The organism is Pseudomonas sp. LBUM1670 (assembly GCF_059695695.1).
In genome coordinates, this window is the sequence record NZ_CP166783.1 from 3,137,075 (window position 1) to 3,163,110 (window position 26,036).

Below are 26,036 nucleotides of genomic sequence, written 5' to 3' on the forward strand. Positions count from 1 at the left end.
CGTGAGCGAGGCGTTCTGCTGCACCACGACAGCCACTAATCTGGCCATCAGACGCAATAACAAGGAAACATTCAATGAAAAGATTCATCCCGAATCTGTTGATGGCCGCCGTGAGTTTTGCCTCGATGGAAGCCATGGCAGCGGCCGACCTGGTGCTGCTCAATGGCAAGATTTTCACCGCCGACCGCGCCAACCCGAGGGTGCAGGCGCTGGCGGTGCAGGACGGCAAAGTGCTGCAGGCCGGCAGCGATGCGCTGATCAAAAACTTGATCACAGCTGAAACCAAAGTGGTTGATCTCGGCGGCAAGGCGCTGATGCCCGGCCTGATCGACAGCCATTCCCACGGGATTTTCGGCGGTCTGGAAATGGTGTCGGCCAACATGGAAGACGAGGTGGTCGACCTCGATGAACTGGAAAAACGCCTGCGCGGCTGGCGTGATGACGGCAAAGCGAAGCATGGTGATGTGCTGAGCGTGGCCGGCATGAGTTCGGCTTATTGGGCGCAGGTCGAAGCCTTCGGCAAAACATTCAACACGGGGGAATGGGCCAAGGTGCCCGTGGTGTTCACCGGCAGCGACCATCACACCGCGTGGGCCAATAACGCGATGCTCGAACGCGCCGGCATCGATGGCGCGCTGCTGAAAAATCTACCCGACGCCGAGAAAGACACCATTGGCAAACTCGCCGATGGCAGCCCCAACGGTTTCGTAGTGGACGCCGGTTGGGACCGCGTCGCCTCGAAAATGCCGGTGCCGAGCGCCGCCGACATGCTCAAAGCCGCGCAATCGGCCGTGCGCTACAACAACAGTCTCGGCATCACGGCCTGGATGGACCCCGCCGCCAACGCCGCCCCCGGCGAGCCGGTATTCGCGCTCAAACCTACGGAGAAAACCGTCGGCGTGCTGCCGGTGTACAAAGCGCTGTCCGAAAGCGGTGGCATGAGCGCTCACGTCGCCGCGCTGCTGGTGGCCAATCCAAAAAGCGTGCCGGCCGATCTCGATACGCTGGACAAGGTCCGCCAGCAATTTCAGGGCATCCCTAACCTGACCCTGCCCGGCATCAAGATCTTCGCCGATGGCGTGATCGAATACCCGGCGCAGAGCGCGGCGATGATTGATCCGTACAGCAACTCGCACAAACAGGGCGAACTGCTGATCGATCCCAAGCATTTCGGTGAACTGGTCAGCGCCATCGATCAGCGTGGCTGGCGGGTGCACATCCACGCCATCGGCGACCGCGCCGTGCGCGAGGCGTTGAACGGCATCGCTCAGGCGCGCAAGGATCGCCAGAGCGGCGTGACGCATTCGATCACCCACCTGCAGATGGTCAACCCGAAGGAGTTTGCGCGGTTCAAGCCGCTCGACGTCATCGCCTCGATGCAACTGCTGTGGGCCACCGCAGACGACTACACCCTGGACATGATCAAGCCGTACGTCAGCGCCCTCGCCTTCCGCTATCAATACCCGGCGCACTCGCTGCTCAAACAGGGCGCGACCATTGCCGGCGCCAGCGACTGGCCGGTGTCTTCACCGAACCCGTGGAACGCCATGGCCCAGGCCATCACCCGCGACGGCCCGTTGGGCGTGCTCAACGCCTCTGAACGCCTCGACCGTGAAACCATGTTTTACGCCTACACCCTGAACGCCGCGCGCACGATCGGCCTGGAGAAGCAGATCGGTTCGCTGAGTCCCGGCAAACAAGCCGATTTCATCGTGCTGGACCGCGACGTGTTCAGCGTCGACAACAAAGCCCTGCATGACACCCAAGTGCTGCAAACCTGGTTCGCCGGCCGCGAAGTCTACGCACCCGCCCTCTAAGAACAATCACCTGAAACCACTGCCCGACCCCGCGCTCGTCGCCGGGGTTCGGCGCAGCCTTGCCGCAAAAAACTGCCCTTGACAACCCTGCCCTTAACAATAAAAACATCGGGACTTTACTCATGAAAGCTTTCACCCTGTTCGCCCTCGGTTCTTTGAGTGCGCTGCCGTTGTGCAGCCAGGCGTTGCCCTTGAATGACGACTTCGCCGTGCTGGTCGACCTGACGCTGGCCAGCGATTACCGCACCCGCGGCATTTCGCAAACCCAGAATGACCCGGCAGTGCAAGCCGGCGTGACCCTGGCTCACAGCAGCGGCCTGTACCTCGGCGCATGGAGTTCCAACGTCGATTTCGGCGGCGGCCTGAAAACCCGTCAGGAAGTCGACTACTACGCCGGCTGGCTGTGGCAAGCGACCGACGATGTCAGCCTGGACATCGGTTATCTGAAATACGCCTACCCAAAAGAAAGCCAGTTCAATCAGGGCGAGACCTACGCAATCCTCAGCGTCTACGGGGTGAAACTCGCGGCCTATTACTCCGACGATGCGCCGGGCATCGATAGCAAGCAGAACTCGCTGTACAGCTACGTGGGTTACGAAACGGAGTTGCCTTACGACACAGGCCTGAAACTGCGATACGGCAACATGGATTTCAAGGATCCGTACCTTTACTCGACCTCGGGCCATGCGCAAGACTCGTACCGCGAATGGGAAGTCAAACTGACCCACGAACTGGCCGGTGTGATGCTGGGCTTGAGTTACATCGACACCGACCTGTCGAAAAGCCAGTGCGCCAGCAATTGGGGGTTTGATGATGTGTGCAGTGCCACGGTGGTGGCGAGCATCAGCAAATCCTTCTGAAAGTCACTGAACCCCTGTGGGAGCGGGCTTGCTCGCGAAAGCGGTGTGTCAGTCAACATAAATAGCGACTGTCATTCCCCCTTCGCGAGCAAGCCCGCTCCCACATTAGATCTCAGTCACTTCAGGGGTAAGTTGTGCCAGGTAGGGCCACGGGTAGATCCCGCGTTCATGGCCGTCGCTGAAGTTCAGTTGCAGGCCGTAGCCTTGGGAATTCAACTCGAACGCGCGAATCACTGAGCCCCCTGTGGGAGCGGGCTTGCTCGCGAAAGCGGTGTGTCCGTCAACATAAATAGCGACTGTCATTCCCCCTTCGCGAGCAAGCCCGCTCCCACATTAGATCTCAGTCACTTCAGGGGTAAGTTGTGCCAGATATATCCACGGGTAAATTCCGCGTTCATGGCCGTCGCTGAACACCAGTTGCAGGCCGTAGCCTTGGGGATTCAACTCGATCACTCGAACGCGCGAATCAACCATCGGCGTCAGCCCTTGCAAACGAAAGGCCCGGCATTGCGAGCACGGGCACTGGCGGCGCAACTCGGCATGATCCAGCAACTGCTCGCGGCCGTCCGGCCAATTCAGCCGCAGCTGCTGTTTGCTTCGGGAATTGCCGATCGCCAGCGGGTTCATTGCAACTGACTCAGCGCGATGCGCACGGCTTTGCGCACTTCCGGGTCGCCGTCGTCTTGCGCGGCCTGCAACGGGGCGATGGCACCTTTGTCGTTCAATTCGCCGAGCGCCAGCGCGGCTTCCTTGCGCAGGTTGCTGATGCGGTGACCGAGGGTTTCGATCAGCGCTTCCAGCGCCGGAGCGTACCGCAAGCGGCCGAGGCTGCGAGTCGCACGCAGGCGCACTTGCCAGTAATCGTCGCCCAACGCTTCGATCAGTGCCGGGCCGGCGTCGATGTGACCGACCTTGCCCAGGGTAGTGGCGGCTTCTTCGCGCACTTGCCAGGCCTGGTCCTGCAAGGCTTGGTGCAGGGCCGGCAGGACGTGCGCGTCAGACGCCAAACCTAACGCCCCGGTGGCGGCGCGGCGGACTTCGGTGTCTGGATCGTCACTGGCCAGTCGCGCCAACGCGGGTAGCGCCTCAAGGTGTTTGAGCCAGCCGAGCACACCAACGGCTTCGCGGCGAACGCTGGCGTCTTCATCGTTCAAGGCACCAGAAGCAGCCGCTGCGGCACCGGGAAAACGCAACTCGCGCAAGGCCCTGAACACGGCGATGCGCACGCTGATGTCGGCATGCCCGGTCCACGGCAGAATCACCCGTCCGGCCGCCTCACTCTTGAGCAGGCTCAAGCTCTGCGCGGCGGCGGATTGCACGGCCAGCGCGGGATCGGTCAGGGCCTGGCACAGCGCCTCGACGACCGGCTCATCCTCCCAGGCTTCCAGCAAACGCGCAGCTTCAGCGCGGACTTCTTCGGTCGGGTCTTCGGCCAGTCGATTGACCAGCCACAGCAAGCCATCCGGCTCTTCAAGATCCGCCAGTTCGATCAGGGCAATGCGGCGCACGCCGGGGTCCTCATCCGTCAGGCGCGGTTGCAGGGCGAGAATGTCGTCGTTATCGGTTACATCGAATAGAGAGGTCATAGGGCAAATCGCGGCAGTTTGTTTTCAGGAGGCAGTCCGAGAGGGTTCAGGCGCGGTAGCTGCCGACCGTCTTCGTGACGCAGTAATTCGAGGCAATGGCGCTTCAAGCGGGAGAACTCATGGCTGGTCACCAGTTCGGTGGTGCGTGGCCGGGGGAAGTCGAGGTGCAGGTCTTCAATGATCCGGCCGGGGCGCGAACTCATCACCAGCAGCCGGTCGGCGAGAAACAGTGCTTCGTCGATGTCATGGGTGACGAACACTACGGTGGTGCGGATGCGCGTCCAGATGTCCAGCAGCAGTTCCTGCATGTTCAACCGGGTCAGGGCGTCGAGGGCGCCGAAGGGTTCGTCCATCAGCAACAGACGCGGACGGTTGATCAGCACCCGGGCGATTTCCACCCGTTGCTGCATGCCGCCGGAGAGCTGATCCGGCCAGCGCTCGGCAAAGCCGTCGAGGCCGACCAGCGCAAGGATTTCGTCGGCCGCCTTGTGCCGTTCCGCTTTGCCGATGCCACGCATTTTCAGGCCGAACGCCACGTTGTCGCGCACCGTGCGCCAGGGGAACAGCGTGTGCTGCTGGAACACCATGCCGCGCTGCGGCGAGGGCCCCGACACGTCTACGCCGTCGACCTTGAGGCGGCCGGCGCGGGGTTGCAAGTGGCCGGCCAGCGCGCCAAGCAAGGTGGATTTACCGCAACCGGACGGCCCGAGAATGCACACGAACTGGCCCGGTTCGATCTGGCAATCGAGACCTTGTACGGCTTCAAACGCGGCGCTGCCCTCCCCCAGGCTGATCGACAATCCACGAATCTCGATTCGCCCTTTGGGGTGTTGAAAAACGCTCATCAGGCTTTTCCTCGTGGTCGGTGCCACGGCGTGAACAACCCGCCCAGCCGTTTGATCAGCAGACTGCTGCCCATCCCAAGCACACCGATCAGCAACATGCCGACCACGATGTCGGCGTAGTTCTGAATGGTGTAGGACTCCCAGGTGTAATAGCCGATGCCGTACTGGCCGGAGATCATTTCCGCGGTCACCAGGCAAAACCACGAAGTGCCCATGCCGATGGCCAGGCCAGTGATGATGCTCGGCGCAGCGCCCGGCAGAATCACTTCCAGCAGGATCGCCCGACGCCCTGCGCCGAGGCTTTTCGCCGAAGCGATCAGGCGTGGATCGACGCCTTCGACGCCGTGCACGGTGTTGAGCAGGATCGGGAACAGCGCGCCGGTAAAAGTGATGAAGACCATCGACAGTTCCGACGACGGGAACATCAGGATGGCCAAAGGAATCCAGGCCACCGCCGGGATCGGGCGCAACACCTCGAGCGGTGGCAACAACAGATCTTCGGCCCATTTCGAACGGCCGATCGCCAGGCCCAATGCGATGCCGATGATCAGCGCCGCGAGGTAACCGGCGAACACCCGACTGAGGCTGCTGCTCAGGTGCCGGGCGAGTTTGCCGGAGTCACCGAGGCCCAACGCCGCTTCAATGACCGCGAGCGGTGTTGGCACGTTGGCGAACGTGACCAGGCCGAGGTTCCAGTGGTGGCTGGCGGCGAGTTGCCAGAACAGGAGACAGAGCAGTATCGAAGCTGCTCTTGGAATCCAGCGCGCATATGATCGGTACACAATTCTTCCTCTCAACCGAGCCCCTGTAGGAGCGAAGCTTGCTCGCGAAGGTGTGTCAGTCGACATCGTTTTGGCTGATACACCTTCGCGAGCAAGCTTCGCTCCTACAAGGGGTCTGCGGTGTTCTGGGGCTTAGCGGACGGCAACGGCCGGGGTGGTGGCGTCGGTGAAGTCGAGGACTTTGCCGCCCTGGGCCGTGGCGAATTGTTGGGCCTGGCCCTTGAGCAGAAATGCACTGAGTCGTCCTTTGGCATCACTGGCAAACCACGCCTGATCCGCCAGCAACTTGATCCCGCTGTCACTCGCCTGGGCATACACCGCACGGATGTTTTTGCCTTCCTGCTTCAGGCTCGCCAATGCGCTGAACGCCGACTCCGCCGAGGTGTACTGACGGACTTTCGGTTCACCGCGCACCCAGATCTCGGCCACATGGCTGAAGTCGGTGATGGCTTTGCCACTCGATGCATCCACCGCTTTGAGCGGCGTTTGTGCGTAGTTGGCCAGTTGCGCGGTGTAGTCCAGGTTCGACGCCTTGAATGCGGCGCGGATGTACTGGTCGTCGATGAATGTATCGAGGTCGAGTCCGCGATCAGCCTTCTTCAGCAGCTTGAGGGTGTCGATGGCGGTGCCGACCGCCTGCCGGTATTCCGGCTTCCAGCTCAGGTCGCGGGTCTGTACGCCGAGCGGGCCGTGAAACAGATAATTGACCTCGGCATCGACGCCGGTGACCTGGGCGATCAGCTCGCTGTACTTCTCGGGTTCCGCCGCCAGTAACTGGTTGGCTTCGATGCTGGCGCGCAGGTAGGCGACAACAATTTCCGGGTATTTTTTCGCGTAGGCCTGATCCACCAGCGCGCCATGGAAGGTCGGCGTGTTGGCCTGGGAACCGTCATAAATCTTGCGGGCAAAGCCACGGCTCGGGAACAGTTCGGCGAACGGCACGAAATCAGCGTGGGCGTCGATTTTCCCGGCCTGCAATGCAGAGCCGGCGACTTCCGGCGGCTGGGCGATGATGTTTACGTCTTTCAAAGGATCCCAGCCCTGAGCGGCCACGGCACGCAGCAACATGCCATGGGCGGTCGAGGCGAACGGCACGGAAATGGTCTTGCCTTTCAACTCGGCCAGCGACTGCACACCGGAGGCACTCGGCACCACGATACCGTTGCCGCTGCCCTTGATGCTGCCCGACAGCACACTGATGAACAGGCTGTGCTTGCCGGTGGTTTCGAACGCGACGCCGTTGAACGAACCGGGGAAATCGGCCATCGCACCGAAGTCGAGTTTGCCGGCGACCATCTCGTTGGTCAGAGGCGCGCCGCTGGTGAAGTTCTTCCACTCCACTTCATATTTAGCGTCTGTGTATTGGCCGTCGTGGGGCAGGTATTTGTCCAGCAGACCCAACTCGCGAATCAACAGACCGCCGGCGGCGCAGTTGATCGTGGTGTCCTGGGTGCCGATGGCGATGCGGATGGTTTCGGCGGAAGCCGACAACGTAAATGAAGCCAGTACCAGACCGGCAAATGCTGCACGCAATAACATGAGTGTTTCCCCTCGAATCATTTATAGGATGTTCGTCTCCGCCACGATCAGGGCGTGGTGGGAAACGAGGGGTGTTTTGAAGCAAGCGTCCGGGGGTGGCCGGATAGCGTTTTGGGTTGTCTGGACTGGCCTCTTCGTCGGAACGCCGCCCGGAGCAAGCCCGCTCCCACATTGAAATGCGATCAACTGTGGGAGCGGGCTTGCTCCGGGCGGCGTTCCGACGAAGGTGTCCTGTCATTCAACGTAACAAATAAGGGATTTCCACTTTCACCGCCCCGGTCGGGCAGTCCTTTTCGCACGGCATGCAGTACCAGCATTCGTCGAAGGCCATGTAAGCCTTTTGCGTAGCTGGATTGATCGCCAGCAAATCCATCGGACAGACGTCGACGCACACGGTGCAGCCTTTGTGGGCGATGCAAAGATCTTCATCGACCGTGACCGGCGCGTTGGAGCGGAAGAATATTTCCTGGGGTTGATAGGCCATTTCGCGGTCTCTCTGTTTGTGAAGCTCAGGCCGCAAAGGCACCGACACGCAGCCGGTCGTAAGCCTGCATTTCTTCGGCATCCAGCGGGATGATGTAAGGCTCGACGGCTTTCTTGAAACTGCTCATCTGGCCGTTTTCATCCTTCTTCAAATGGCAATGGCAGAACCAGTCGATGTCGTTGCGCTGCGGGTGATCGACCCGATAGTGGTAAAGCCCCCAGCGACTTTCGGCGCGGAACAACGAAGCCCGGGCGGCCATTTCGGCGCAGTCGCGGATCATGCTGACTTCCATGGCGCGCATCAGTTCGTGGGCGTTGTGGGCCTTGATTTGATCGAGGTCGCGCTGGATATCACTGAAGCGTTGCAGGCCGATTTGCATCTTCTTCGTCACTTTCGGCGGTTGCAGGTAATCGTTCACAAAGCGCCGCAGCTTGTATTCGACTTGTGCGGGCGGCAAACCGTGTTCACGGTCCAGTGGCGCGTAGACCCTTTGTTTTTCCGCTTCGATCTGCCTGGCGTCGACCGCTGAAAATTCGCGTTCGGCGACAAAATCCGCCGCGTTGGTGCCGGCAAACCAGCCATAGGTGAACGCACCGAGCATGTAGTTGTGCGGCACCGCGGCCATGTCACCGGCCGAATACAAACCCTTGACCGAGGTTTCCGCTTTCTCGTTGACCCATACGCCGGACGCAGAATGCCCGCTGCAAAAACCGATTTCAGAGATATGCATCTCGACCATCTGCGTGCGGTAATCGGTGCCGCGATTGGCGTGAAACTGGCCGCGACTCGGACGCTCGTTGCTGTGCAGGATCTCTTCGATGTTCTGGATGGTTTCCTCGGCCAGGTGATCGAGCTTGAGGAACACCGGGCCGTTGCCGCTTTCGAGTTCCTGGTGGAACTCCCACATCATCTGGCCGCTCCAGTAATCGCACTCGATGAAGCGTTCGCCCTTGTTGTTCGCGGTGTAGCCACCCAATGGACCGGTGACGTAGGCGCAGGCCGGGCCGTTGTAATCCTTGATCAGCGGGTTGATCTGAAAGCATTCGAGGTTCGCCAGTTCTGCGCCGGCGTGGTAGGCCATGGCATAGCCGTCGCCGGCATTGGTCGGGTTTTCGTAGGTGCCCATCAGGTAACCCGAGGACGGCAGACCCAATCGTCCAGCAGCACCGCAGGCGAGGATCACCGCCTTGGCCTTGATCACGTGAAAGTCGGCGGTTCGGCAGTCGAAACCCATCAGGCCGTTGACGGCACCCTCTTCGTCCGTCAGCAAGCGCGTGCAAACGACGCGATTGGTGATGCTGACCCGCGCCCGTTTCAACTGGCGGTACAGGACTTTCTTGATGTCGTGCCCTTCCGGCATCGGCAACACGTAGGCGCCCATGTGATGGACCTTTTTCACCGCGTAGTCGCCGGTTTCGTCTTTCTCGAACTTCACGCCCCAGCGGTCCAGTTGCTCGATGGTTTCGAAGCTGTGAGTCGCGTAGGCGTAGACCGCCGCCTGATTGACGATGCCGTCGTTGGCGATGGTGATTTCCTTGGTGTACTGCTCCGGCGTCGAATGCCCGGGAATGATCGCGTTGTTCAGCCCGTCCATGCCCATGCTGATCGCGCCGCTGCGTTTGACGTTGGCCTTGTCGATCAGTAGCACGCGCAGATCGCGGTTGCGCTCCTTGGCCTTGATCGCCGCCATCGGCCCGGCAGTGCCGCCGCCGATCACGACGATGTCGTATTCCTGTTCAAGGGTACTTCTAGTCATAGAGCCGTGTGTCATGCCTGCGCCCCTTTTTGCCGGTCGATCCGCAAGCGGTACTGGAACGCATCGCCGCGGTAGTAAAGGTGTTCGAAGTCCACGGGTTGGCCGTTGGCATCGTGGGTCAGACGCTCGATGCGCATGATCGGCGAGCCGGCTTCGACATTCAGCGCCTGGGTCAGGTCGCTGTCGGCGAGCACTGCATCGATGGCCAGATCGGCATGACCGAGGGCCAGACCGCAGTCGTTTTCGAGGATCAGGAAAATGTCGCGAGTGACCAGGTCAGCCTTCTCCAGCCGCTCGCCAATGGCTTTGGGCAGGTAGGTGATTTCCAGTGAAATCGGCTCGCGATTGATCAGCCGCACCCGTTTGATCTGCGCCACGGTCTCGCCTTCGGCCACCTGCAAACGTTCGGCGACGAGCTTGTCGGCGGGGATGAATTTGAAGCTGCGCAGGCGGTTGATCACCTCGTAGCCGCGACCGCTCATGGACTCGGCGAGGCCTTGCAGGGTGCTGACGTTCTGGAAGGTTTTCGGCTTGGCGACGAAGGTGCCCTTGCCGTGGATCTTGAAAATCAGCCCTTCTTTTTGCAGATCGCCCAGCGCCTGGCGCACGGTGATGCGGCTGACTTTGAACAGCGCGCCCAGTTCGCTTTCCGAAGGCATCTGGCTGTCTTGCGGGTATTCGCCGTCGAGAATACGGGCACGGAGCACGTCCCGTAGCTGGGTGTGCAGCGGGATACTGCTCAGGGATAGAACGTTATCGGTCATGGCAGATCACTTGTTATAACGAGTTATGACGTGATCTTAGAGTTCTAATGGCAGGCTTGAGAAATATTGTTTGAGCATAAGGTTAGATGCGCAGCGCTAACCCCTGTGGGAGCGAGCCTTTGTGGTGAGGGGATTTATCCCCGTTCGGCTGCGCAGCAGTCGTAAAACCGTTGCTTGCGGTGTACCTGATCCAACATGGACTGCTGGTTTTGGGGCCGCTTCGCAGCCCAACGGGGATAAATCCCCTCACCACAAAGGCTCGCTCCCACAGGTTCAAGTGCGTTTGAGGGTTTGGTCCATCAGCCGATACGCAGCGCGCGCAAATCCAGATGGCCATCCTTGAGCGGCGGGCACCAGTAGTAGCCGCCGGTGATCGGCCGGCTGATGCGGTACAAACCGTCGGTGATGCCGTCCTCCAGACCGCTCATGCGCCGCAGTTGCGCTTCGAAGGCATCGAGGGAAAAACCAAACGCGAGGAACATCAGACCGGCGCGATCCCCTTCGATCCACGGCATCGAACGGCGGACCACGAACGCTTCCGGGGCGAAGCTTTCCTGGGCGGTGCGTTTGACGTGGGCGGAGATCGGCGCGTCATCGATTTCTTCGTTGTCGCTCAAGCGGCGGCCCATGATGTTGTCCTTCTCCTGGGACGGCATCCCGTGGAAGCCCTTCAAGTCATGCTGCCACTGCTGAATCGCGGCGAAGCTGCCGCCCACCAGGCCTTCAACGCCTTCGCCCACCAGCGCAGCGGCTACGGCGGCTTCGTCGTGCGGGTTTTCAGTGCCGTCTTCGTAACCGGTCAGGTCGTGGCCGGTCAGGTGGCGGAAGGTTTCGTTCATCTGCACCAGACGCAGGGCCGGCGCCAGCGCGGCTTCGATGGCGTTGCTGCGATTGAGCAACTCGCCACGGTCGACGCCATGCAACCAGCACCACAGCGCGTGTTGGGTCGACGGGTTGTCGACGCCAACGCCGGTCAATGCGGGAAACGGTCGCAGCCCGTCGATTTGTACGTGCAGCGCCTTGACCAGGGATTCACCGAAACCGACCACTGCCGACTTCCCGTCCACCAGCTGCGCCAACTTGTCGAGCGCGGCCGGCAGTGCATCGACGGATTCCAGCGCGAAGAACATATGACGGGCTTGAGGCGGTACTGGGGTGGCGAGAATGCCCGGCTGGTAGTAACTCATATGAACTCCTTAAGAAAGAGCGCGAAGTTTACCCGCAGCGTTGGGCGTTGTGTGTTCTCAGGTCAAAAGATCTCAGGCTCATGAAATCGGCACTTAAAAAGTCGGGTCAATAAGGCGTATAACCTTTGAAGTGAATCTGAACGGTAAGCCGCCAGCGCGTGGCTGACATCACATGGAGTAGCGACATGACCACAGCACATATCCTTGGCAACCTGTTTCCCGACTCCAGCGACATCCCGGAAAAATACCGCCTCGACGGTCAGATCGAACAGCGTGAATACCTGGTCGACGGCGAGCTGAAAACCTGGCCCGGCCCCCTCGCCCAGGTTCGCAGCCCGGTGTACTTGACCGGGGAAAACGGCGATGAACAAGTCATCCTCGGCAGCACGCCACTGCTCGATGCCGACACCGCACTGACCGCCCTCGACGCCGCCGTTCGCGCCTATGACCGGGGCCAGGGCCTGTGGCCGACCATGCGCGTGGCCGAACGCATCCAGCACGTGGAAACCTTCCTCGGGCGCATGCGCGAACAGCGCGAAGCGGTGGTGAAGTTGCTGATGTGGGAGATCGGCAAGAACCTCAAGGACTCGGAAAAAGAGTTCGACCGCACCTGCGACTACATCGTCGACACCATCAACGCCCTCAAGGAACTCGACCGCCGTTCCAGCCGTTTCGAGCTGGAGCAGGACACACTGGGCCAGATCCGCCGCGTCCCGTTGGGCGTGGCGTTGTGCATGGGACCTTACAACTACCCGTTGAACGAAACCTTCACCACGCTGATTCCGGCGCTGATCATGGGCAACACCGTGGTGTTCAAGCCGGCCAAACTCGGCGTGCTACTGATTCGCCCGCTGCTGGAAGCGTTCCGCGACAGCTTCCCGGCCGGGGTGATCAACGTGATCTACGGCAGCGGCCGTGAGACGGTCAGCGCGCTGATGGCCAGCGGCAAGATCGATATCTTTGCGTTTATCGGCACCAACAAGGCGGCCAGCGACCTGAAAAAACTCCATCCAAAACCTCACCGTTTGCGCGCTGCATTGGGCCTCGACGCGAAAAATCCCGGCATCGTTTTGCCTGAGGTGGATCTGGACAATGCCGTGAATGAAGCGGTCACCGGTTCGTTGTCGTTCAATGGCCAGCGCTGCACCGCGCTGAAAATCCTCTTCGTCCACGAAGACGTGGTCGAGGCGTTCATCGACAAGTTCAACGCCAAACTCTCCAGCCTCAAACCCGGCATGCCATGGGAAAGCGGCGTGGCCCTGACGCCGCTGCCGGAATCGGGCAAGGTTGACTATCTGCACGCGCTGGTCGCGGATGCCGTGAGCAAAGGTGCCCGTGTGGTCAACCCGAATGGCGGTGAAGCCCGCGCGTCCTTCTTCTATCCGGCGGTGTTGTTCCCGGTGACGCCGCAGATGCGCGTTTATCAGGAAGAACAGTTCGGCCCGGTGGTGCCGATCGTGCCTTACCGGCATCTGGACACCGTGATCGATTACGTCCTGGAATCGGACTTCGGCCAGCAACTGAGTATCTTCGGCACCAACCCGGTGGCGGTCGGCCGGCTGGTGGACACCTTCGCCAACCAGGTCGGGCGGATCAACCTCAACGCCCAGTGCCAGCGTGGTCCGGATACCTACCCGTTCAACGGCCGCAAGAATTCCGCCGAAGGTACGTTGTCGGTGCACGATGCACTGCGGGTGTTTTCGATTCGCACGCTGGTCGCGACCAAGTTCCAGGAGACCAACAAAGACCTGATCAGCGAGATCATCAGCGGCCGCAGTTCGAGTTTCCTGACCACCGATTACATCTTCTGAGGACAACGAGCCTGAGCACATTCAGAGCCCATCGACTGCCACCACTGTTGCGCCGGGTACTGCGTCCGTTACTGGACCCGTACCGGCGCTATCGCCATGCCAAACTGATTCACGCGGTGCGCGTATCGCTGGGGTTGCTGGCGACGATCCTGCTGACCACCGGCATCCACCTGCCCCACGGTGAGTGGGCGTCGGTGACGATGCTGGTGGTGATCGGCGGTTTGCAGCACCACGGCAACATCGGCAAAAAAGCCGCCGAGCGCGCCATCGGCACCTTGATCGGTGCTGCTGTTGGCCTGGTGCTCGTGGCGCAACAGGCCTGGCTCGGCATGCCGTGGCTGACCTATTTTGCGATGTCGGTGGTTTGCGGATTCTTTTCTTACCATGCCATCGGCAAGGGCGGTTACACGGCGCTGCTGTCGGCGATTACTGTATTTATCGTCGCCGGGCATGGCGATAACCCGGTGAGCGACGGGTTGTGGCGCGGGGTGGACATCCTGATCGGCATTGCCCTGGCGCTGGCGTTTTCCTTTGCACTACCGCTGTACGCGGTTTACTCCTGGCGCTACAACCTGGCCGACGCCCTGCGTGATTGCGCGACGATTTACGGGCGGATCATCAATGGCCAGCCCGTCACCGATGACGAGCACGTGAAGTTGATGAACCGCCTCAACGCCGTGATGGTGCAATTGCGTTCGCTGATGCCGTCGGTGTCCAAGGAAGTGAAGATCTCCATGACTGAGCTCGATGCGATTCAGCGTCATTTGCGGATGTGCGTCAGCACCTTGGAAATCCTCAGTAACACCCGACCGGATACCAATGACCCGGACGCGATGGCTTATCTGCAATCGGCGTTGAAAGCGGAGCATCGGCTGATTAGGGTGCAACTGGTGGGGATGGCGCGGGCACTGAAAACCGGTACATCCCAGCGGCTCGGTCGGCCCGCTGAACTGCCGCCGGATTCAAGCCTGGATACTCCGGTCTATAACCCGCTGGACGGCTACCGGTTGTTGACCCGGCAGCTGGCCAGCAACATTGGCGAGATGCGTCAGCGCCTGGCCAAGACCGCACCGCGCTGGAGTATTTGAAGTTTTTATCGCGCGTCGTGATTACCTGACGAAATGCAGGCTGTTGCGGGGAAAGGTTCGACTATGCCATTAACTACACCTCGCCTCATGCAATAAGCTTTTTTTGATAGTCAGAACAATTCCCCCTATTAGAATAACGAGTGCTTATGGAAAGGCTTTAATTAATATGCCGAAAAGGAATTTATCGTGCCAGGCAATAACATATCCAGCTTCCACGCCCCCTCCCCCTTATTTAATTTGTTAAAAGTACAAATCGACCAAGAAAACAAGCACCCCGCACATGCCAATAGAAACGAAATAGCCAGTCAATTACTCCAAGCCTCCAATGCAACCGGATCGGTATTAATCCTTCATCCAACTATTAAATCCGAGCTAAAAAACCTAAATACAACCCTCATCAACAAAATAATTAACTGCCAGCCTGCAAATCTTTTAAAAGAACCTGATCTCGCCACCACTATTTTGGGGCAGTTTAGTACGACCAGCCCAATCCCGAATCGCTTTCGCCCCATCGAGGGTTTGAGTCACACGGAAAAAACAAACTACAAGCAGCTGTCAGATGCGGAAAAAACAGACACCCTCCGTTGCAATCTAAAATCGTTAATAGATGAAGACTTAAAAGCGGAATTTAAATCAATATTGAACGAATGGGAGATGTTCGGAGTATCGGCAAGCGAGGTTGATTTTCTAGCTTATGAGGACTTCAAGGAATTCTACGATGACATAATGGAAAATCATTCCATCAGAAAAGAAGATTACTCAAAAGTTGACTTCTCAGCCCAGAATATTAAATCAAAAATTACAAACATCCGTTGCCTCAACGCAAAATTGACACCATTACAAATTTTCAAAGCGGCATTCCAACTGGGTGACGTCCCTGCCGTTACAAACTTTCGTTTGATGGACAATCCCGCCAGCAAAGACGATGGAAAATATAGGGAATGGATGTTTCACTTCGACAACAGCAACTATGCTGCCGAGTTCAAGCTGATAACCACTCGTAAAACAGGAACGTTAGAGGCAAACCAAGAGCAATGCCTGGCAGCCTTCCCTTACGATACCAGCCGATTTATTCGTTTTACTGGCACTGAAGCAGCTACAAAATTTCCTACATTGGAAATTTTGGAAAATGAAATCAGCAACGTCTCGGAAGCACGTTATGTAGTCATCAAGAACCCACATAACAACACTCCAATCGAGACCGGAATCCGGACCGAAATGATCGCGCACCATCGCTCCGCCAGTAATAAAGAGGGTCTGGATCAAGGTGAGCACAGAAGTGCCGAATTAATGACATTTCATGGAACAGGTCGATGCCAACCGTTTCTTTCCTCACAAGAATTAGACCACGCCACTACCCTTACACCCTTGCAAAATTTCGTACTGGGCGGATTTAAGAACAGCGACCCTGAAAAATTCATCAAATACATGGCGCTTGAAAAGCAAACAATTAACAATCAACTACGGGAACTGATAAAAGAAAATCGAATAAAGCCTCTTGAAAGTATAACGGTTGCAAAATTCAGTAGTACTGGCACGGTCGTGGCAGACGAAGCTCTATTCAAAAAGCAAATGAACACTTACGACAACCTCCCGGAAGTCATTGAACAAATTCCTCGCTTGATACAGGGCAACGACGGGCTGAAAAAAACAGTCCTCGAAATGGTTCCGATGTTGATGAACTTCGACCAAAACGCCCAGCTAAAACCCGACTGCTCGGAAAACAGAGCTTTTCCAGCCCGCACCCAGATTCGAGAGAGAACCAGCGAAGATTTCTGCACGCCTTTGAATCGTGATCTGGAGCACGTTCAATTTAATATCCACCCAAGCCACCTGCTTCGAATGGATGAGATCATCGACATTGCGAAAAATATCCATGAGCTCTACAGGGACCACTCAGCCATATTGAAAGAACGCCAGCACGACAAACAGCTCTTGCAACTATTTGAAAGCCGGGCAGAACTAGCGAAAGAATACATGAGCCAACTACCATCAAGAGCGACACTCCCTGAAACGCACCAGACACTTTCCCTATTTATTTACTACATGATTGACGACCTCAACAAAGCGTCTCAGTCTTTGCGCGCAAACAATATCAAAATAAATATTGAACAACTGAACACTATAAAAGGTGCGCAAGGAAAAATACTGCAGCACTTTATCACTCACCGCCTTTTCAATGACAGCATTCCACGCTAAAACCAGTCCACCACCTCGATTAGCATAAGCATAAAAGCAACCATCTATATTGGCAGACAGCAGCTGTTGGATAGCTTGGGGATTGATGACACTCAAAAGACAGAGCGTCAGTCCAAACTGCACTCAGACCAGATCACAATTTCCCGTTTTTACACCCACACGGTAGAATCAACCATTTCGCTAAATGGAGCGCCATTTATTGAACAGGAACCGACCAATCCATATTTCATGAATCAAAAAATAATCACACCTGATTTCAGGATTCATCGTAACAACGAAGACACACAAAAAGTCAGCTTATTGCAGTGCAAATCAAGGGATGACAGCGAATTATTTTTCAACAAAGCTCCCATTCTGCAACTACAACAATACAACGCTTTCACTTATTTGCATGAGTCACATTTGCGTGATGATGGCAAATTAAAAAATAACGCACACTACTTCACTGAGATGGTTGATTATTTAGCTCAGAGGGGCAGTCCTGGTGACTTCATAGTGCAGAACTCGCTGGAGAGCAGCACTGATAGAACAACAGCACATTTCCAATACATTCCTGGCGACGTCCCCCTTCCCATATTTGCGTATGCACCGCGGAGCGGTGACATTCCAGAGGCGAAGATCCTGGACTGGTATCTAACATCCGTTTGGAGCACATTTGATCTTAATCAGCCGGACTGGATAGAGTCCACCACAAATTTACAACACATGTGCCAAGAACTTTTGGACAGTCAACATATAAGCACCACACCGCTTTTCAGAAAGCTGGAGGGCGAAAGAGTTGATGTTTTTTTGATTTTCAAAAAAGATTGCTCAACACAATGGAACATGACTCCAGAGAGCATTGTGAATACGCCTGGATGGTTGGAAGCCAGTGGCATATTTATTGCGAATAGTGCCAAGTCCAACGTTTTTGAAAGTCTGGGGGGCAGCGCTTATTATGAAAGTTACTGCGTAACGGCTGAGAGCATGGAGGCCATCAACCGTATTTTCGCGGATTTTCTCACTCGACACTGATTACTGTGCGACGGCGCGTCGTAACTTCAGGTTCCAACCCTGTTGCATGCCAGCGGCGGCCAGCAGAATCGCGGCGACACCGATCCATTGCAGCGTTTCCAGGCGATGGCCGAAGGCAAACCAGTCGACGAAAATCGCCGCAATCGGGTAGATGAACGACAACGCGCCGGTCAGTGCCGTCGGCAATTTCTGGATCGCGCCGTACAGCAATACGTACATCACGCCGGTGTGAACAATGCCGAGGGTCACCAGGCTGGCCCAGGCGCTCGGTGCTTGCGGCAACGCCGAGAAATGTGCGAACGGCGCGAGCAACAACACGCCGGTGCTGACCTGAATCAGCGCAATCAGATGCGGTGGCGTGCCGGTCAGGCGTTTGATGATCAACGCCGCAATCGCGTAAAGGAACGCAGCCCCGAGCGCCAGAGCGATGCCTATCAGGTAATCATTGCCGCCCTCACCCTGTTCACCGTGCGCACTGACAATTGCCAGCATCCCCAGAAATGAAACGCCCAGCCAGAACAGTTTCTGCAGGGTGATTTTTTCGTTGAGGAACAGCGCGGCCAACCCGACCAGCATGAACGGCTGAACGTTGTAAACCGCCGTGCCAATGGCAATCGAGGCGCGGGAGTAAGAGGCAAACAACAGCACCCAGTTACCGACAATCGCCACGCCGCTGAGCACGGCCAGCAGGAAGGTGGTGCGGGTCAGAATGCCGGGGCGCAGGAAGCCGAAGGCCGCGCAGATCAGCAATAAGGTGCCGGCGCCGAACACACAACGCCAGAACACCACGTCCAGCACCGGCTGCCCGGACACCAGCACGAACCAGCCGATGGTCCCGGAGATCAGCATGGCGGCGGTCATTTCGAATGACCCGTGACGAATTGTTTTGTCCATCATCAGACTCCTGTGTTTGAGCCCAAAGTATGCCAATCCGCCGGGGGGCTTCTCCAGCGCAAAAAGCAGGCTAAACTCGGCATCTGCCTTTTTTATCAAGGTGGTTTCGATTAATTGCCTTATAGGGGTTGCGCCATGACCGATGATATCGACCAAGTGCTGATCACGGCGTTGATGGAAGACTCCCGGCGTTCGCTCAAGGCCCTGGCGCACCTCAGCGGCCTGTCCTCACCGAGCGTCGCCGAGCGTTTGCGCCGCCTCGAAGAACGCGGCGTGCTCAAGGGCTACACCGTCGAGATTGATCCCAGATGCTTCGGCTATCAACTCCAGGCCATCGTCCGCATCCGCCCGCTGCCGGGCCAGTTGCAGGAAGTGGAGCGGCAGATTCAAGCCATCCCGGAATTCACCGAATGCGACAAGGTCACCGGTGACGACTGCTTCATCGCCCGCCTGCATGTGCGCTCGATGGAACAGCTGGACACCCTCCTCGACCGCCTCAACACCCACGCTGAAACCAACACTGCGATCGTCAAGAAAACCCCGGTCAAACGCCGATTGCCGCCGATGGCGTGAGTTTCCTACCCAAATCGCGGGATCGAGTAGGAGGCAGATTGAACTGGTCAAGTAATTTTGGACACCAGTTAAGGTTTTCACGCCGCCAGTTTCTCCATAGCTACCGGCGACCGGTAGTCGTTGTAGCTATGGAGTCTGACGTTGTTGTAACGCATCACATAACGCTGCACATCCACGCGGGCTTCATGCTCTGAGCGGTAGCCGTCTTCTGGCACCCACTCTGATTTCAGGCTCCCAAAGAAACGCTCCATCGGGGCGTTGTCCCAGCACTCACCTTTGCGACTCATGCTTTGCAGGAGTCCATGCTTGCGCATCTCATTCCTGAATTTATGGCTGGTGTATTGGCAGCCTTGATCAGAGTGAAACAGCACTTCTTTGGGACGGCCTCGCAACTCGACTGCCATTCGCAATGCTTCGCAGGTCAGCGTGGCATCGGAAATCATTGAAAACGACCAACCCACGATCCGGCGAGCGAACAGATCCAGCACCGCCGCAAAATACATCCAGCGCTTGCCGACCTTGATGTACGTCACATCGCCACACCACACCTGGTTGATCGCCGTGACATCAAACTTGCGCTTGAGCACATGTGGCGCCACCAGTGCTTCCACGCCGGAAGATTTGTACTTATGCCGCCTGCGCTGATGACTGGCGACACCGGCTTCGCGCATCAAGCTGCGAGCCATATGGCGCCCGACACGATGCCCCTTGGCTTGCAGCTCCCTGGAAAGGGTGCGAGACCCTGCGGACGCTCTGGATTCCTTGTGATGCTCGACCAGCACGGCTTTAAGTTTCTCCCGCTCAGGCTTCACCTTGCCTTGGCGCTGACGCCAGGCGTAAAAGCTGCTGCGGTTGACTCCAAACGCCCGACAGCAATTGTTAACGCCGTACTGCTCGTCCAGCTCATTGATCAACGAGAATGATCTTTGGAGTCCAAAAGCAGGAGAGCACTGGCCTTTTTTAGGATTTCAATGTCCAGGTCTTTTTGCCTGAGCAACGCTTTGAGCTGCTGAATCTCTCGCTGATCGGCGGTAATCGCCTTGGCGCCCTCAGGGGTCGAACCCAAGCGCTCCTTGCGAACCTGATCGACCCAACGGCGCAAGGCGGTAGGGCCAATATCCAGACTGGTACAGACTTCTGGAACTGACCGGCCCTCGTCCAGCACCATGCCGGCAGCCTTGAGCTTGAACTCACTGGAATAAGATTTACGCATATCCAAACACCTCAGATTTGGGCGCCATCATAGCGCCCGATTGAAGTGTCCAAAATCATTAGGCCAGTTCAGATTTGCATCTGCCGTCCTCTCACACCACCGTACATACGGTTCCGTATACGGCGGTTCAGGCTATGCGACTAAGCCGGTTTATTGTATCCAGTATTGAAATCAGCCCGAGTCGATCCCACAGTTTCTTCGGTAGTGCCTGATTCATATGTGGCGCACCCGAGTTCCACCATGGGCCTCGGCCGTTAAACGCTGAGTGACAAGCACGAGCTTCGTTGAGCCCTAGACGCATCAAGTTGCGGGCCCTCGTCGAGGGCTGCTTCCATTGGCGCCAGATGATGCAGCGAAGTTTGTGCCGCACCCAGCCATCAAGTCTCTCCAGCGCTCGCTTGCCCTGAGTGAGCTTGAAGTAGCCCGCCCAGCCGCGCAGCACGGGGTTTATCCGTTCGATGACATCCGCCATCTTGTGGCCCCGCGCTCCGCGCAGAAGCTCCCCGAGCCGGTCGCGCAAGCGGCGCAGGCTCGTCGTTGCCACTCGCAACCTTGGCTGTTGATGCCAGCTCATCCCATAGCCCAAGTAATCACACATCCACGACCCGACAACTCGGCTCTTTTCCCGGTTCAGTGTCAGTTTCAGGCGCTGTCTCAGGAAATGCTCAACGCTGGCCATCACGCGCTCGCCTGCGTGACGACTGCGCACATAGATGTTCGCGTCGTCGGCATAACGCACGAAGCGATGGCCTCGCCGTTCCAGTTCGCGGTCGAGTTCATTGAGCAGGATGTTCGACAGCAACGGCGAGAGCGGGCCGCCTTGCGGCGTCCCTTCCTGCCGGCGGCTGACGAGTCCGCCCGACATCGTTCCCGCTTCGAGGTAACGACGGATCAGCGTGAGCACACGCCTGTCTTCGATTTGACGCGCCACGTAGGCCATCAGGACATCGTGGTTGACCCGATCAAAGAACTTCTCGAGATCAAGTTCCACGCACCAACGGTGACCCGCTGCCACATGACTGCGAGCGGTTTCGATGGCTTGGTGAGCGTTTCTGCCCGGACGGAAGCCATAGCTGTAGTCCGAAAACAAAGGGTCGAAGATCGGCGTGAGCTGTTGAAGCAGGGCTTGTTGGATCAGGCGATCCACGACGCCGGGAATGCCCAGCTGCCTTGTGCCACCTTTGGGTTTGGGGATGTCGACGGCGCGTACACCTTGCGGGTGGTACTCGCCGACCAGCAACCGACCCTTGAGGATCGGCCAATACTGTTTCACGTAGCCCGCCAACTGGTCGACCGTCATGCCATCGGCACCCGGTGCGCCCTTGTTACTGACTACGCGTTGATACGCACGCCTAAGGTTGGCCGGTGCAAGCACCCGTTCCATCAGCGTGTCCGGCTCCGCTTTCGTCCACGTCACAGACGCCGCTGATACCTGTGCGCTGTCAGCCGTCATCCTCGGATTCTGTCCGGGACTCGGAGCAACAGTCTTCTCTGGGAGAAATTTCTGCATTTCGGTATTCAACGAGACTCTGACGCCTACTGGCGGCATAACCTGTTCGGCCCTTGGTGACGGGGTTATTCGTCACTTACTACGGCCTCGGCTGACTTCTGCACGTTCATCCCGTCGCCTCTCGACGCTCGGTAGCACAGTGGCAAACGTGCAGATCTCCCAGGGTAATTCGCGCGACCTTCCTGCTTATGCCTGTCGGATCTACGTCGCAGCGTTCCGTGCAAGTATCGGGCTTTGAAGATCTTGGCCTTCTCACCCCGCTACGCCGCCTCTATCCGCTTCCTGTTCGTCAGGCCAGCATTTTGCCTCGGGCTTCCTTCAGATTCGCAGTCACCCGCGACACCCTTGCCTCTGGCTAACACTTCCCCTTGCCGGGTGTGTAGAGGACTTTCACCTCCAAGTCACCAGCGAGGCCACCACAGCCAAGCTGGTTGCGCTAACGCGCAACGCGCCATGCCTGGCGCACCAAGAAAAAACCCGCCGAAGCGGGTTTTTTACTCATGGTCGACGATCAATCATCGCGGCTCATGATGCCGAAGATCTGCAACAAGCTGATGAACAGGTTGTAGATCGATACATACAGGCTGATGGTCGCCATGATGTAGTTACGCTCGCCGCCGTGAATGATGGCGCTGGTCTGGAACAGAATGCAGACCGACGAGAACAGCACGAAACCTGCGCTGATCGCCAGTTGCAGACCGCTGATCTGGAAGAACAGGCTCGCCAGCGTCGCACCCAGCAACACGAAGAAACCTGCGGTGATGAAGCCGCCGAGGAAACTCATGTCCTTGCGAGTGATCAGCACGTAAGCCGACAGACCGCCGAACACCAGCGCCGTCATCGCGAAAGCCGAACTCACCACTTCCGCGCCGCCCTGCATGCCCAGGTAACGGTTGAGGATCGGGCCGAGCAGGAAACCCATGAAACCGGTCAAGGCAAACGCCGACACCAGGCCCCACGCGGAATCACGAAGTTTGTTGGTAAGGAAGAAAAGACCGTAGAAGCCGATCAGCACCACGAAAATGTTCGGGTAGCCAACACGCATCTGCTGGGCGACAAACGCCATCACGCCGCTGAATGCGAGGGTGAGAGCGAGCAAGCCGTATGTGTTGCGCAGGACGCGGCTAACCTCTAGCTGCTCAGCCTGCACGCTGTTATTAACTGCGTAATCCTGTTCGCGCATGGCGACACTCCTGTTGGTTTGAAACGTTCAGTCGCAAAGATCATAGCAGACGCTCTGTAACAAGCCATGCAGAGAGTTTGACAGTGTGTTTCATTCAGGTATTATGGCGCCCGCAACGCAAACGGAGGTGTGGCCGAGTGGTTTAAGGCAACGGTCTTGAAAACCGTCGACTGTAACAGGTCCATGAGTTCGAATCCCATCGCCTCCGCCATCTTTATACGACAAGGCCCTGATTATTCAGGGCTTTGTCGTTTCTGGCGGTTGGAAATACCGCGCGCCCTTTTAAAAATCGTTTCCGCATCTTTTGGTTGCAATGCTGGGGTCACGACACGCACGAACGCGTTTCTGCCGTTGCTCCAGCCGTCGCTAAATCCAGCACCCTGGCGACAACATCAGTAGCCAGGCTTTGGTTTGTATTGATATCAGCTTTCGCTCGTTGCCAGCGCAGGGGCTAGCTGCACGCTAAATCATCAAAGCGGCATCAATCGGTGGCGTTTTTTTGCCGCTTCACAACTGTACCAGCACCTCTTTGAGCGTCATCGCCCCTCATTCAAGTGTCGGAGAGGCAGGTCGACTTGCACTCATACAAAGTCAGCCTGACAGATACAGCAGATTCTCCCTCGCAAACCTGAAGAACAGCACATTTTATCTGGCACGCTTTGTTAGCTTATTGAGAAGGCACGGCATAGCGATGTCCTGGTTGCCAGGGCGATGTTCTGGTGATTTCCACGTTCGGCTTGATCTTTGTTTCAGCGGCCTTGCAAGGTCGCGAGCCAGACTGACCTCTGCTGTTTTGCAGTATCTATTACCGCTCCAGGAAGCCAGTTGGATGACAATACAATCTTCGAATAGCTACAGCGTTGATCCGCAAACGTCTCACAAATTTTATATCAATGGCCATTGGTCTTTCCCGGCAAGCCCGGCAAGCTTGCCGGTGATCAATCCGGCAACTGAGGAGGTCGTTGCGCAGGTCGCGCAAGGTTCTACCGAGGATGTTGATCGGGCAGTCGCTGCGGCGCGTGCAGCGTTTCCTGGTTGGTCTGCTACCTCCGCAGAATCGCGCGCGCTTGTCCTTGGAAAGATCCATGACCTCATCCTTGAGCGAAAAGAGATTCTTGCGCAGGCGCTCTCTCTCGAAATGGGCGCTGCCATCGGTTTCGCACGGGCAATGCAAGTGCCCCTCGCTGCCGAACACGTTCGGGTCGCACGTGATCTCCTGTCCACCTATCGTTTCCAAACGGTTGAAGGCGGTACCGCGATTGAACGTGAACCCATAGGCGTCTGCGGTCTCATCACACCGTGGAACTGGCCGCTTTATCAAATCACCGCGAAAGTCGCCCCTGCTATAGCTGCCGGATGCACTGTGGTCCTCAAACCAAGCGAACTGTCGCCTCTGAGCGCCCTTCTTTTTGCACAGCTGGTCCACGATGCAGGCCTTCCACCGGGCGTCTTCAACCTCGTGAACGGAAGTGGTCATGAGGTTGGCGCAGCAATCGCTGCGCACCCGGATATCGATATGATTTCGATTACCGGCTCAAACCGCGCGGGGGCACTGGTCGCACAGGCGGCCGCCCATACGGTGAAGCGCGTCACACAAGAACTGGGCGGGAAATCCCCGAACATTCTGCTTCCCGACGCCGACTTCGCCAAAGCCGTCCCACTGGGCGTGATGTCGGCGTTCCGCAACGTCGGACAATCGTGCAGCGCCCCGACACGAATGATCGTACCAAAGGACAGGCTGGCGGAGGTCGAATCGCTGGCTGCCGCAACCGCCAATGCGATCATCGTGGGTGATCCGCAATCGGAAGATACGGTGCTCGGCCCCATTGCCAACGAGGCCCAGTTCAATCGCGTGCAAGCAATGATCGAGGCTGGCTTGAATGAGGGTGCAAAACTCGTTTGCGGCGGACCAGGACGTGTACAGGGCTTTGAAAAGGGCTTTTACACCCGACCGACTGTTTTTTCCGAAGTAGAGTCCGCAATGCGGATCGCCCAAGAGGAAATTTTTGGTCCAGTGTTGTGCATCATTCCCTATGAGACGGTCGATGAGGCGATCGCTATCGCAAACGACACGGTGTATGGGCTGGGCGCCCATGTTCAGGCTCAAGACCTTGATCTTGCACGTGCCGTTGCCTCTCAAATTCGCGCGGGACAAGTGCATCTGAACTACCCCGCCTGGAATCCAATGGCTCCGTTCGGCGGTTATAAGCGATCTGGTAATGGTCGTGAATACGGAGTCTACGGCTTGGAGGAGTACCTCGAAACCAAAGCAATCATTGGATTTGGCGGATAGCCAGATTCTCCTCCGCGCACATATAGCGCGCTCGCAAACCAGCGCCTCACGCTGCTGCCGCAGGTCCTTGATCTGCGTCAGGCGCTGATCTAGCAGCAGCTCCAGGTCGGCCAGGCGCGCCTCCGCTGCCTGGCGTCCGATCACCGCCTCCGCCGCCTGCCGGGGAAACAGACTCATTTCTCTCGGCATCACGCCGAGGTAATTCCTGACCGCTTGATGCAATGCATCCAGTGACCATGGCTAACTCAGGACTGCCGGGGTATCACCGATTTTTTCCATTCAACTCAAGAGGGCGCGTGGAACGGAACTGCGAGCGAAGGGGTCATCTGTACTAGACACCTCGGTGTCGAAATCCCGTTCAGATAGAGAGGTGGTTTTCATGAACAATATTATCTACATCGTCGGCGCCGTTGTGATCGTCCTCGTTATTCTGTCGTTTGTCGGCCTTGTATAGCCTGGGCGCATCACACGCTCATTTGACTTTCAAAGGTGCCTTGGCGAGTTCTTGAGCTGAAACCACAGGAGACCGCGTCGATACGGTCCTGGTGGCCAGCAATACCGAACCAGGCCTTTAGCCCGTCACTAAATCCGCTGATATGATGACGGCCGGGTTCGGCATGTGCCGTGTGCAGTTCAGT

The 26,036-nt window shown here is 57.5% G+C and carries 22 protein-coding genes, 1 tRNA gene and 1 pseudogene; 9 read left to right on the forward strand and 15 right to left on the reverse strand.

Annotated features, from left to right (window positions below; genetic code table 11):
* The first annotated feature begins 74 nt into the window (after nucleotides 1-74).
* Together ACA073_RS14140 and ACA073_RS14145 are read left to right on the forward strand one after the other, a co-directional pair.
* Nucleotides 75-1,817 carry an amidohydrolase gene (locus ACA073_RS14140; RefSeq protein ID WP_497397000.1) on the forward strand — a complete coding sequence of 581 codons (1,743 nt, stop codon included), beginning with the start codon at nucleotides 75-77 and terminating at the stop codon, nucleotides 1,815-1,817.
* A 122-nt stretch (nucleotides 1,818-1,939) separates the two neighbouring features.
* The gene (locus ACA073_RS14145) at nucleotides 1,940-2,677 is read left to right on the forward strand and encodes a TorF family putative porin (protein ID WP_497397002.1); all 738 of its coding nucleotides are present in this window, start codon (nucleotides 1,940-1,942) and stop codon (nucleotides 2,675-2,677) included.
* 105 nt (nucleotides 2,678-2,782) lie between these two features.
* Here ACA073_RS14145 and ACA073_RS14150 read toward each other — a convergent pair.
* From ACA073_RS14150 to ACA073_RS14195, 10 genes and pseudogenes are all read right to left on the reverse strand, one after another.
* Nucleotides 2,783-2,908 (reverse strand): annotated as a pseudogene (locus ACA073_RS14150) (gamma-butyrobetaine hydroxylase-like domain-containing protein); the annotation flags it as partial.
* 102 nt (nucleotides 2,909-3,010) lie between these two features.
* Nucleotides 3,011-3,304: a DUF971 domain-containing protein gene (locus tag ACA073_RS14155; RefSeq protein WP_497397004.1), complete on the reverse strand. Its 294-nt coding sequence runs from the start codon at nucleotides 3,302-3,304 to the stop codon at nucleotides 3,011-3,013.
* Nucleotides 3,301-4,263 carry a HEAT repeat domain-containing protein gene (locus ACA073_RS14160; protein ID WP_497397006.1) on the reverse strand — a complete coding sequence of 321 codons (963 nt, stop codon included), beginning with the start codon at nucleotides 4,261-4,263 and terminating at the stop codon, nucleotides 3,301-3,303. The genes ACA073_RS14155 and ACA073_RS14160 overlap by 4 nt, the downstream gene beginning before the upstream one ends.
* Nucleotides 4,260-5,108, reverse strand: coding sequence for an ABC transporter ATP-binding protein (locus ACA073_RS14165; protein ID WP_497397008.1), 849 nt, complete (start codon nucleotides 5,106-5,108; stop codon nucleotides 4,260-4,262). Before ACA073_RS14165 ends, ACA073_RS14160 begins: the two co-directional genes overlap by 4 nt.
* Nucleotides 5,108-5,890 carry an ABC transporter permease gene (locus ACA073_RS14170; RefSeq protein ID WP_497397010.1) on the reverse strand — a complete coding sequence of 261 codons (783 nt, stop codon included), beginning with the start codon at nucleotides 5,888-5,890 and terminating at the stop codon, nucleotides 5,108-5,110. The genes ACA073_RS14165 and ACA073_RS14170 overlap by 1 nt, the downstream gene beginning before the upstream one ends.
* A gap of 132 nt (nucleotides 5,891-6,022) precedes the next feature.
* A complete protein-coding gene (locus ACA073_RS14175) occupies nucleotides 6,023-7,429 on the reverse strand; it encodes an ABC transporter substrate-binding protein (RefSeq protein WP_497397012.1) in 1,407 nt (468 codons plus the stop codon).
* 238 nt (nucleotides 7,430-7,667) lie between these two features.
* A complete protein-coding gene (locus ACA073_RS14180; RefSeq protein WP_007946457.1) occupies nucleotides 7,668-7,913 on the reverse strand; it encodes a 4Fe-4S dicluster domain-containing protein in 246 nt (81 codons plus the stop codon).
* A gap of 25 nt (nucleotides 7,914-7,938) precedes the next feature.
* A complete protein-coding gene (locus ACA073_RS14185; protein WP_497397014.1) occupies nucleotides 7,939-9,669 on the reverse strand; it encodes a fumarate reductase/succinate dehydrogenase flavoprotein subunit in 1,731 nt (576 codons plus the stop codon).
* Nucleotides 9,670-9,680: 11 nt separating this feature from the next.
* Nucleotides 9,681-10,433: a GntR family transcriptional regulator gene (locus ACA073_RS14190; protein WP_497397015.1), complete on the reverse strand. Its 753-nt coding sequence runs from the start codon at nucleotides 10,431-10,433 to the stop codon at nucleotides 9,681-9,683.
* Between the two features lie 299 nt (nucleotides 10,434-10,732).
* Nucleotides 10,733-11,620, reverse strand: a complete 888-nt coding sequence (locus ACA073_RS14195) for a Dyp-type peroxidase (protein ID WP_497397017.1) — start codon at nucleotides 11,618-11,620, stop codon at nucleotides 10,733-10,735.
* A 185-nt stretch (nucleotides 11,621-11,805) separates the two neighbouring features.
* Here ACA073_RS14195 and ACA073_RS14200 point away from each other — a divergent pair, with 185 nt between their 5' ends.
* The 4 genes from ACA073_RS14200 (at nucleotide 11,806) to ACA073_RS14215 (ending at nucleotide 17,732) form a co-directional block, all read left to right on the forward strand.
* Nucleotides 11,806-13,431, forward strand: coding sequence for an NADP-dependent glyceraldehyde-3-phosphate dehydrogenase (locus ACA073_RS14200; protein ID WP_497397018.1), 1,626 nt, complete (start codon nucleotides 11,806-11,808; stop codon nucleotides 13,429-13,431).
* A gap of 44 nt (nucleotides 13,432-13,475) precedes the next feature.
* Nucleotides 13,476-14,519 (forward strand): FUSC family protein, encoded by a 1,044-nt coding sequence (locus ACA073_RS14205; RefSeq protein ID WP_497404098.1) that lies wholly within the window; start codon nucleotides 13,476-13,478, stop codon nucleotides 14,517-14,519.
* A 186-nt stretch (nucleotides 14,520-14,705) separates the two neighbouring features.
* Entirely contained in the window at nucleotides 14,706-16,718 is a 2,013-nt protein-coding gene (locus tag ACA073_RS14210; protein WP_497397020.1) for a hypothetical protein, read from the forward strand.
* A gap of 75 nt (nucleotides 16,719-16,793) precedes the next feature.
* Nucleotides 16,794-17,732: a hypothetical protein gene (locus ACA073_RS14215; protein WP_497397022.1), complete on the forward strand. Its 939-nt coding sequence runs from the start codon at nucleotides 16,794-16,796 to the stop codon at nucleotides 17,730-17,732.
* Here the strand turns inward: ACA073_RS14215 and ACA073_RS14220 are convergent, their stop codons facing one another.
* Nucleotides 17,733-18,626, reverse strand: coding sequence for a DMT family transporter (locus ACA073_RS14220; RefSeq protein WP_497404099.1), 894 nt, complete (start codon nucleotides 18,624-18,626; stop codon nucleotides 17,733-17,735).
* Between the two features lie 135 nt (nucleotides 18,627-18,761).
* On the opposite strand from ACA073_RS14220, the gene ACA073_RS14225 reads away from it, so the two are divergent.
* A complete protein-coding gene (locus ACA073_RS14225) occupies nucleotides 18,762-19,199 on the forward strand; it encodes an Lrp/AsnC family transcriptional regulator (RefSeq protein ID WP_461950542.1) in 438 nt (145 codons plus the stop codon).
* A 77-nt stretch (nucleotides 19,200-19,276) separates the two neighbouring features.
* Here the strand turns inward: ACA073_RS14225 and ACA073_RS14230 are convergent, their stop codons facing one another.
* The 4 genes from ACA073_RS14230 to ACA073_RS14245 all read right to left on the reverse strand — a co-directional run bounded on the left by ACA073_RS14230 (nucleotide 19,277) and on the right by ACA073_RS14245 (nucleotide 23,105).
* Nucleotides 19,277-20,113, reverse strand: coding sequence for an IS3 family transposase (locus ACA073_RS14230; protein WP_497397024.1), 837 nt, complete (start codon nucleotides 20,111-20,113; stop codon nucleotides 19,277-19,279).
* Nucleotides 20,110-20,412 (reverse strand): transposase, encoded by a 303-nt coding sequence (locus ACA073_RS14235; protein ID WP_497397026.1) that lies wholly within the window; start codon nucleotides 20,410-20,412, stop codon nucleotides 20,110-20,112. The genes ACA073_RS14230 and ACA073_RS14235 overlap by 4 nt, the downstream gene beginning before the upstream one ends.
* 127 nt (nucleotides 20,413-20,539) lie before the next feature.
* Complete coding sequence (gene ltrA / locus ACA073_RS14240) at nucleotides 20,540-21,961, reverse strand: group II intron reverse transcriptase/maturase (RefSeq protein WP_497397028.1); 1,422 nt, start codon at nucleotides 21,959-21,961, stop codon at nucleotides 20,540-20,542.
* 472 nt (nucleotides 21,962-22,433) lie between these two features.
* Nucleotides 22,434-23,105, reverse strand: a complete 672-nt coding sequence (locus ACA073_RS14245; protein WP_017339210.1) for a Bax inhibitor-1/YccA family protein — start codon at nucleotides 23,103-23,105, stop codon at nucleotides 22,434-22,436.
* 123 nt (nucleotides 23,106-23,228) lie between these two features.
* On the opposite strand from ACA073_RS14245, the gene ACA073_RS14250 reads away from it, so the two are divergent.
* Both ACA073_RS14250 and ACA073_RS14255 read left to right on the forward strand, forming a co-directional pair.
* A tRNA-Ser gene (locus ACA073_RS14250) sits at nucleotides 23,229-23,316 on the forward strand.
* A 618-nt stretch (nucleotides 23,317-23,934) separates the two neighbouring features.
* Nucleotides 23,935-25,398, forward strand: a complete 1,464-nt coding sequence (locus tag ACA073_RS14255) for an aldehyde dehydrogenase family protein (protein ID WP_497397030.1) — start codon at nucleotides 23,935-23,937, stop codon at nucleotides 25,396-25,398.
* Nucleotides 25,399-26,036 lie beyond the last annotated feature (638 nt).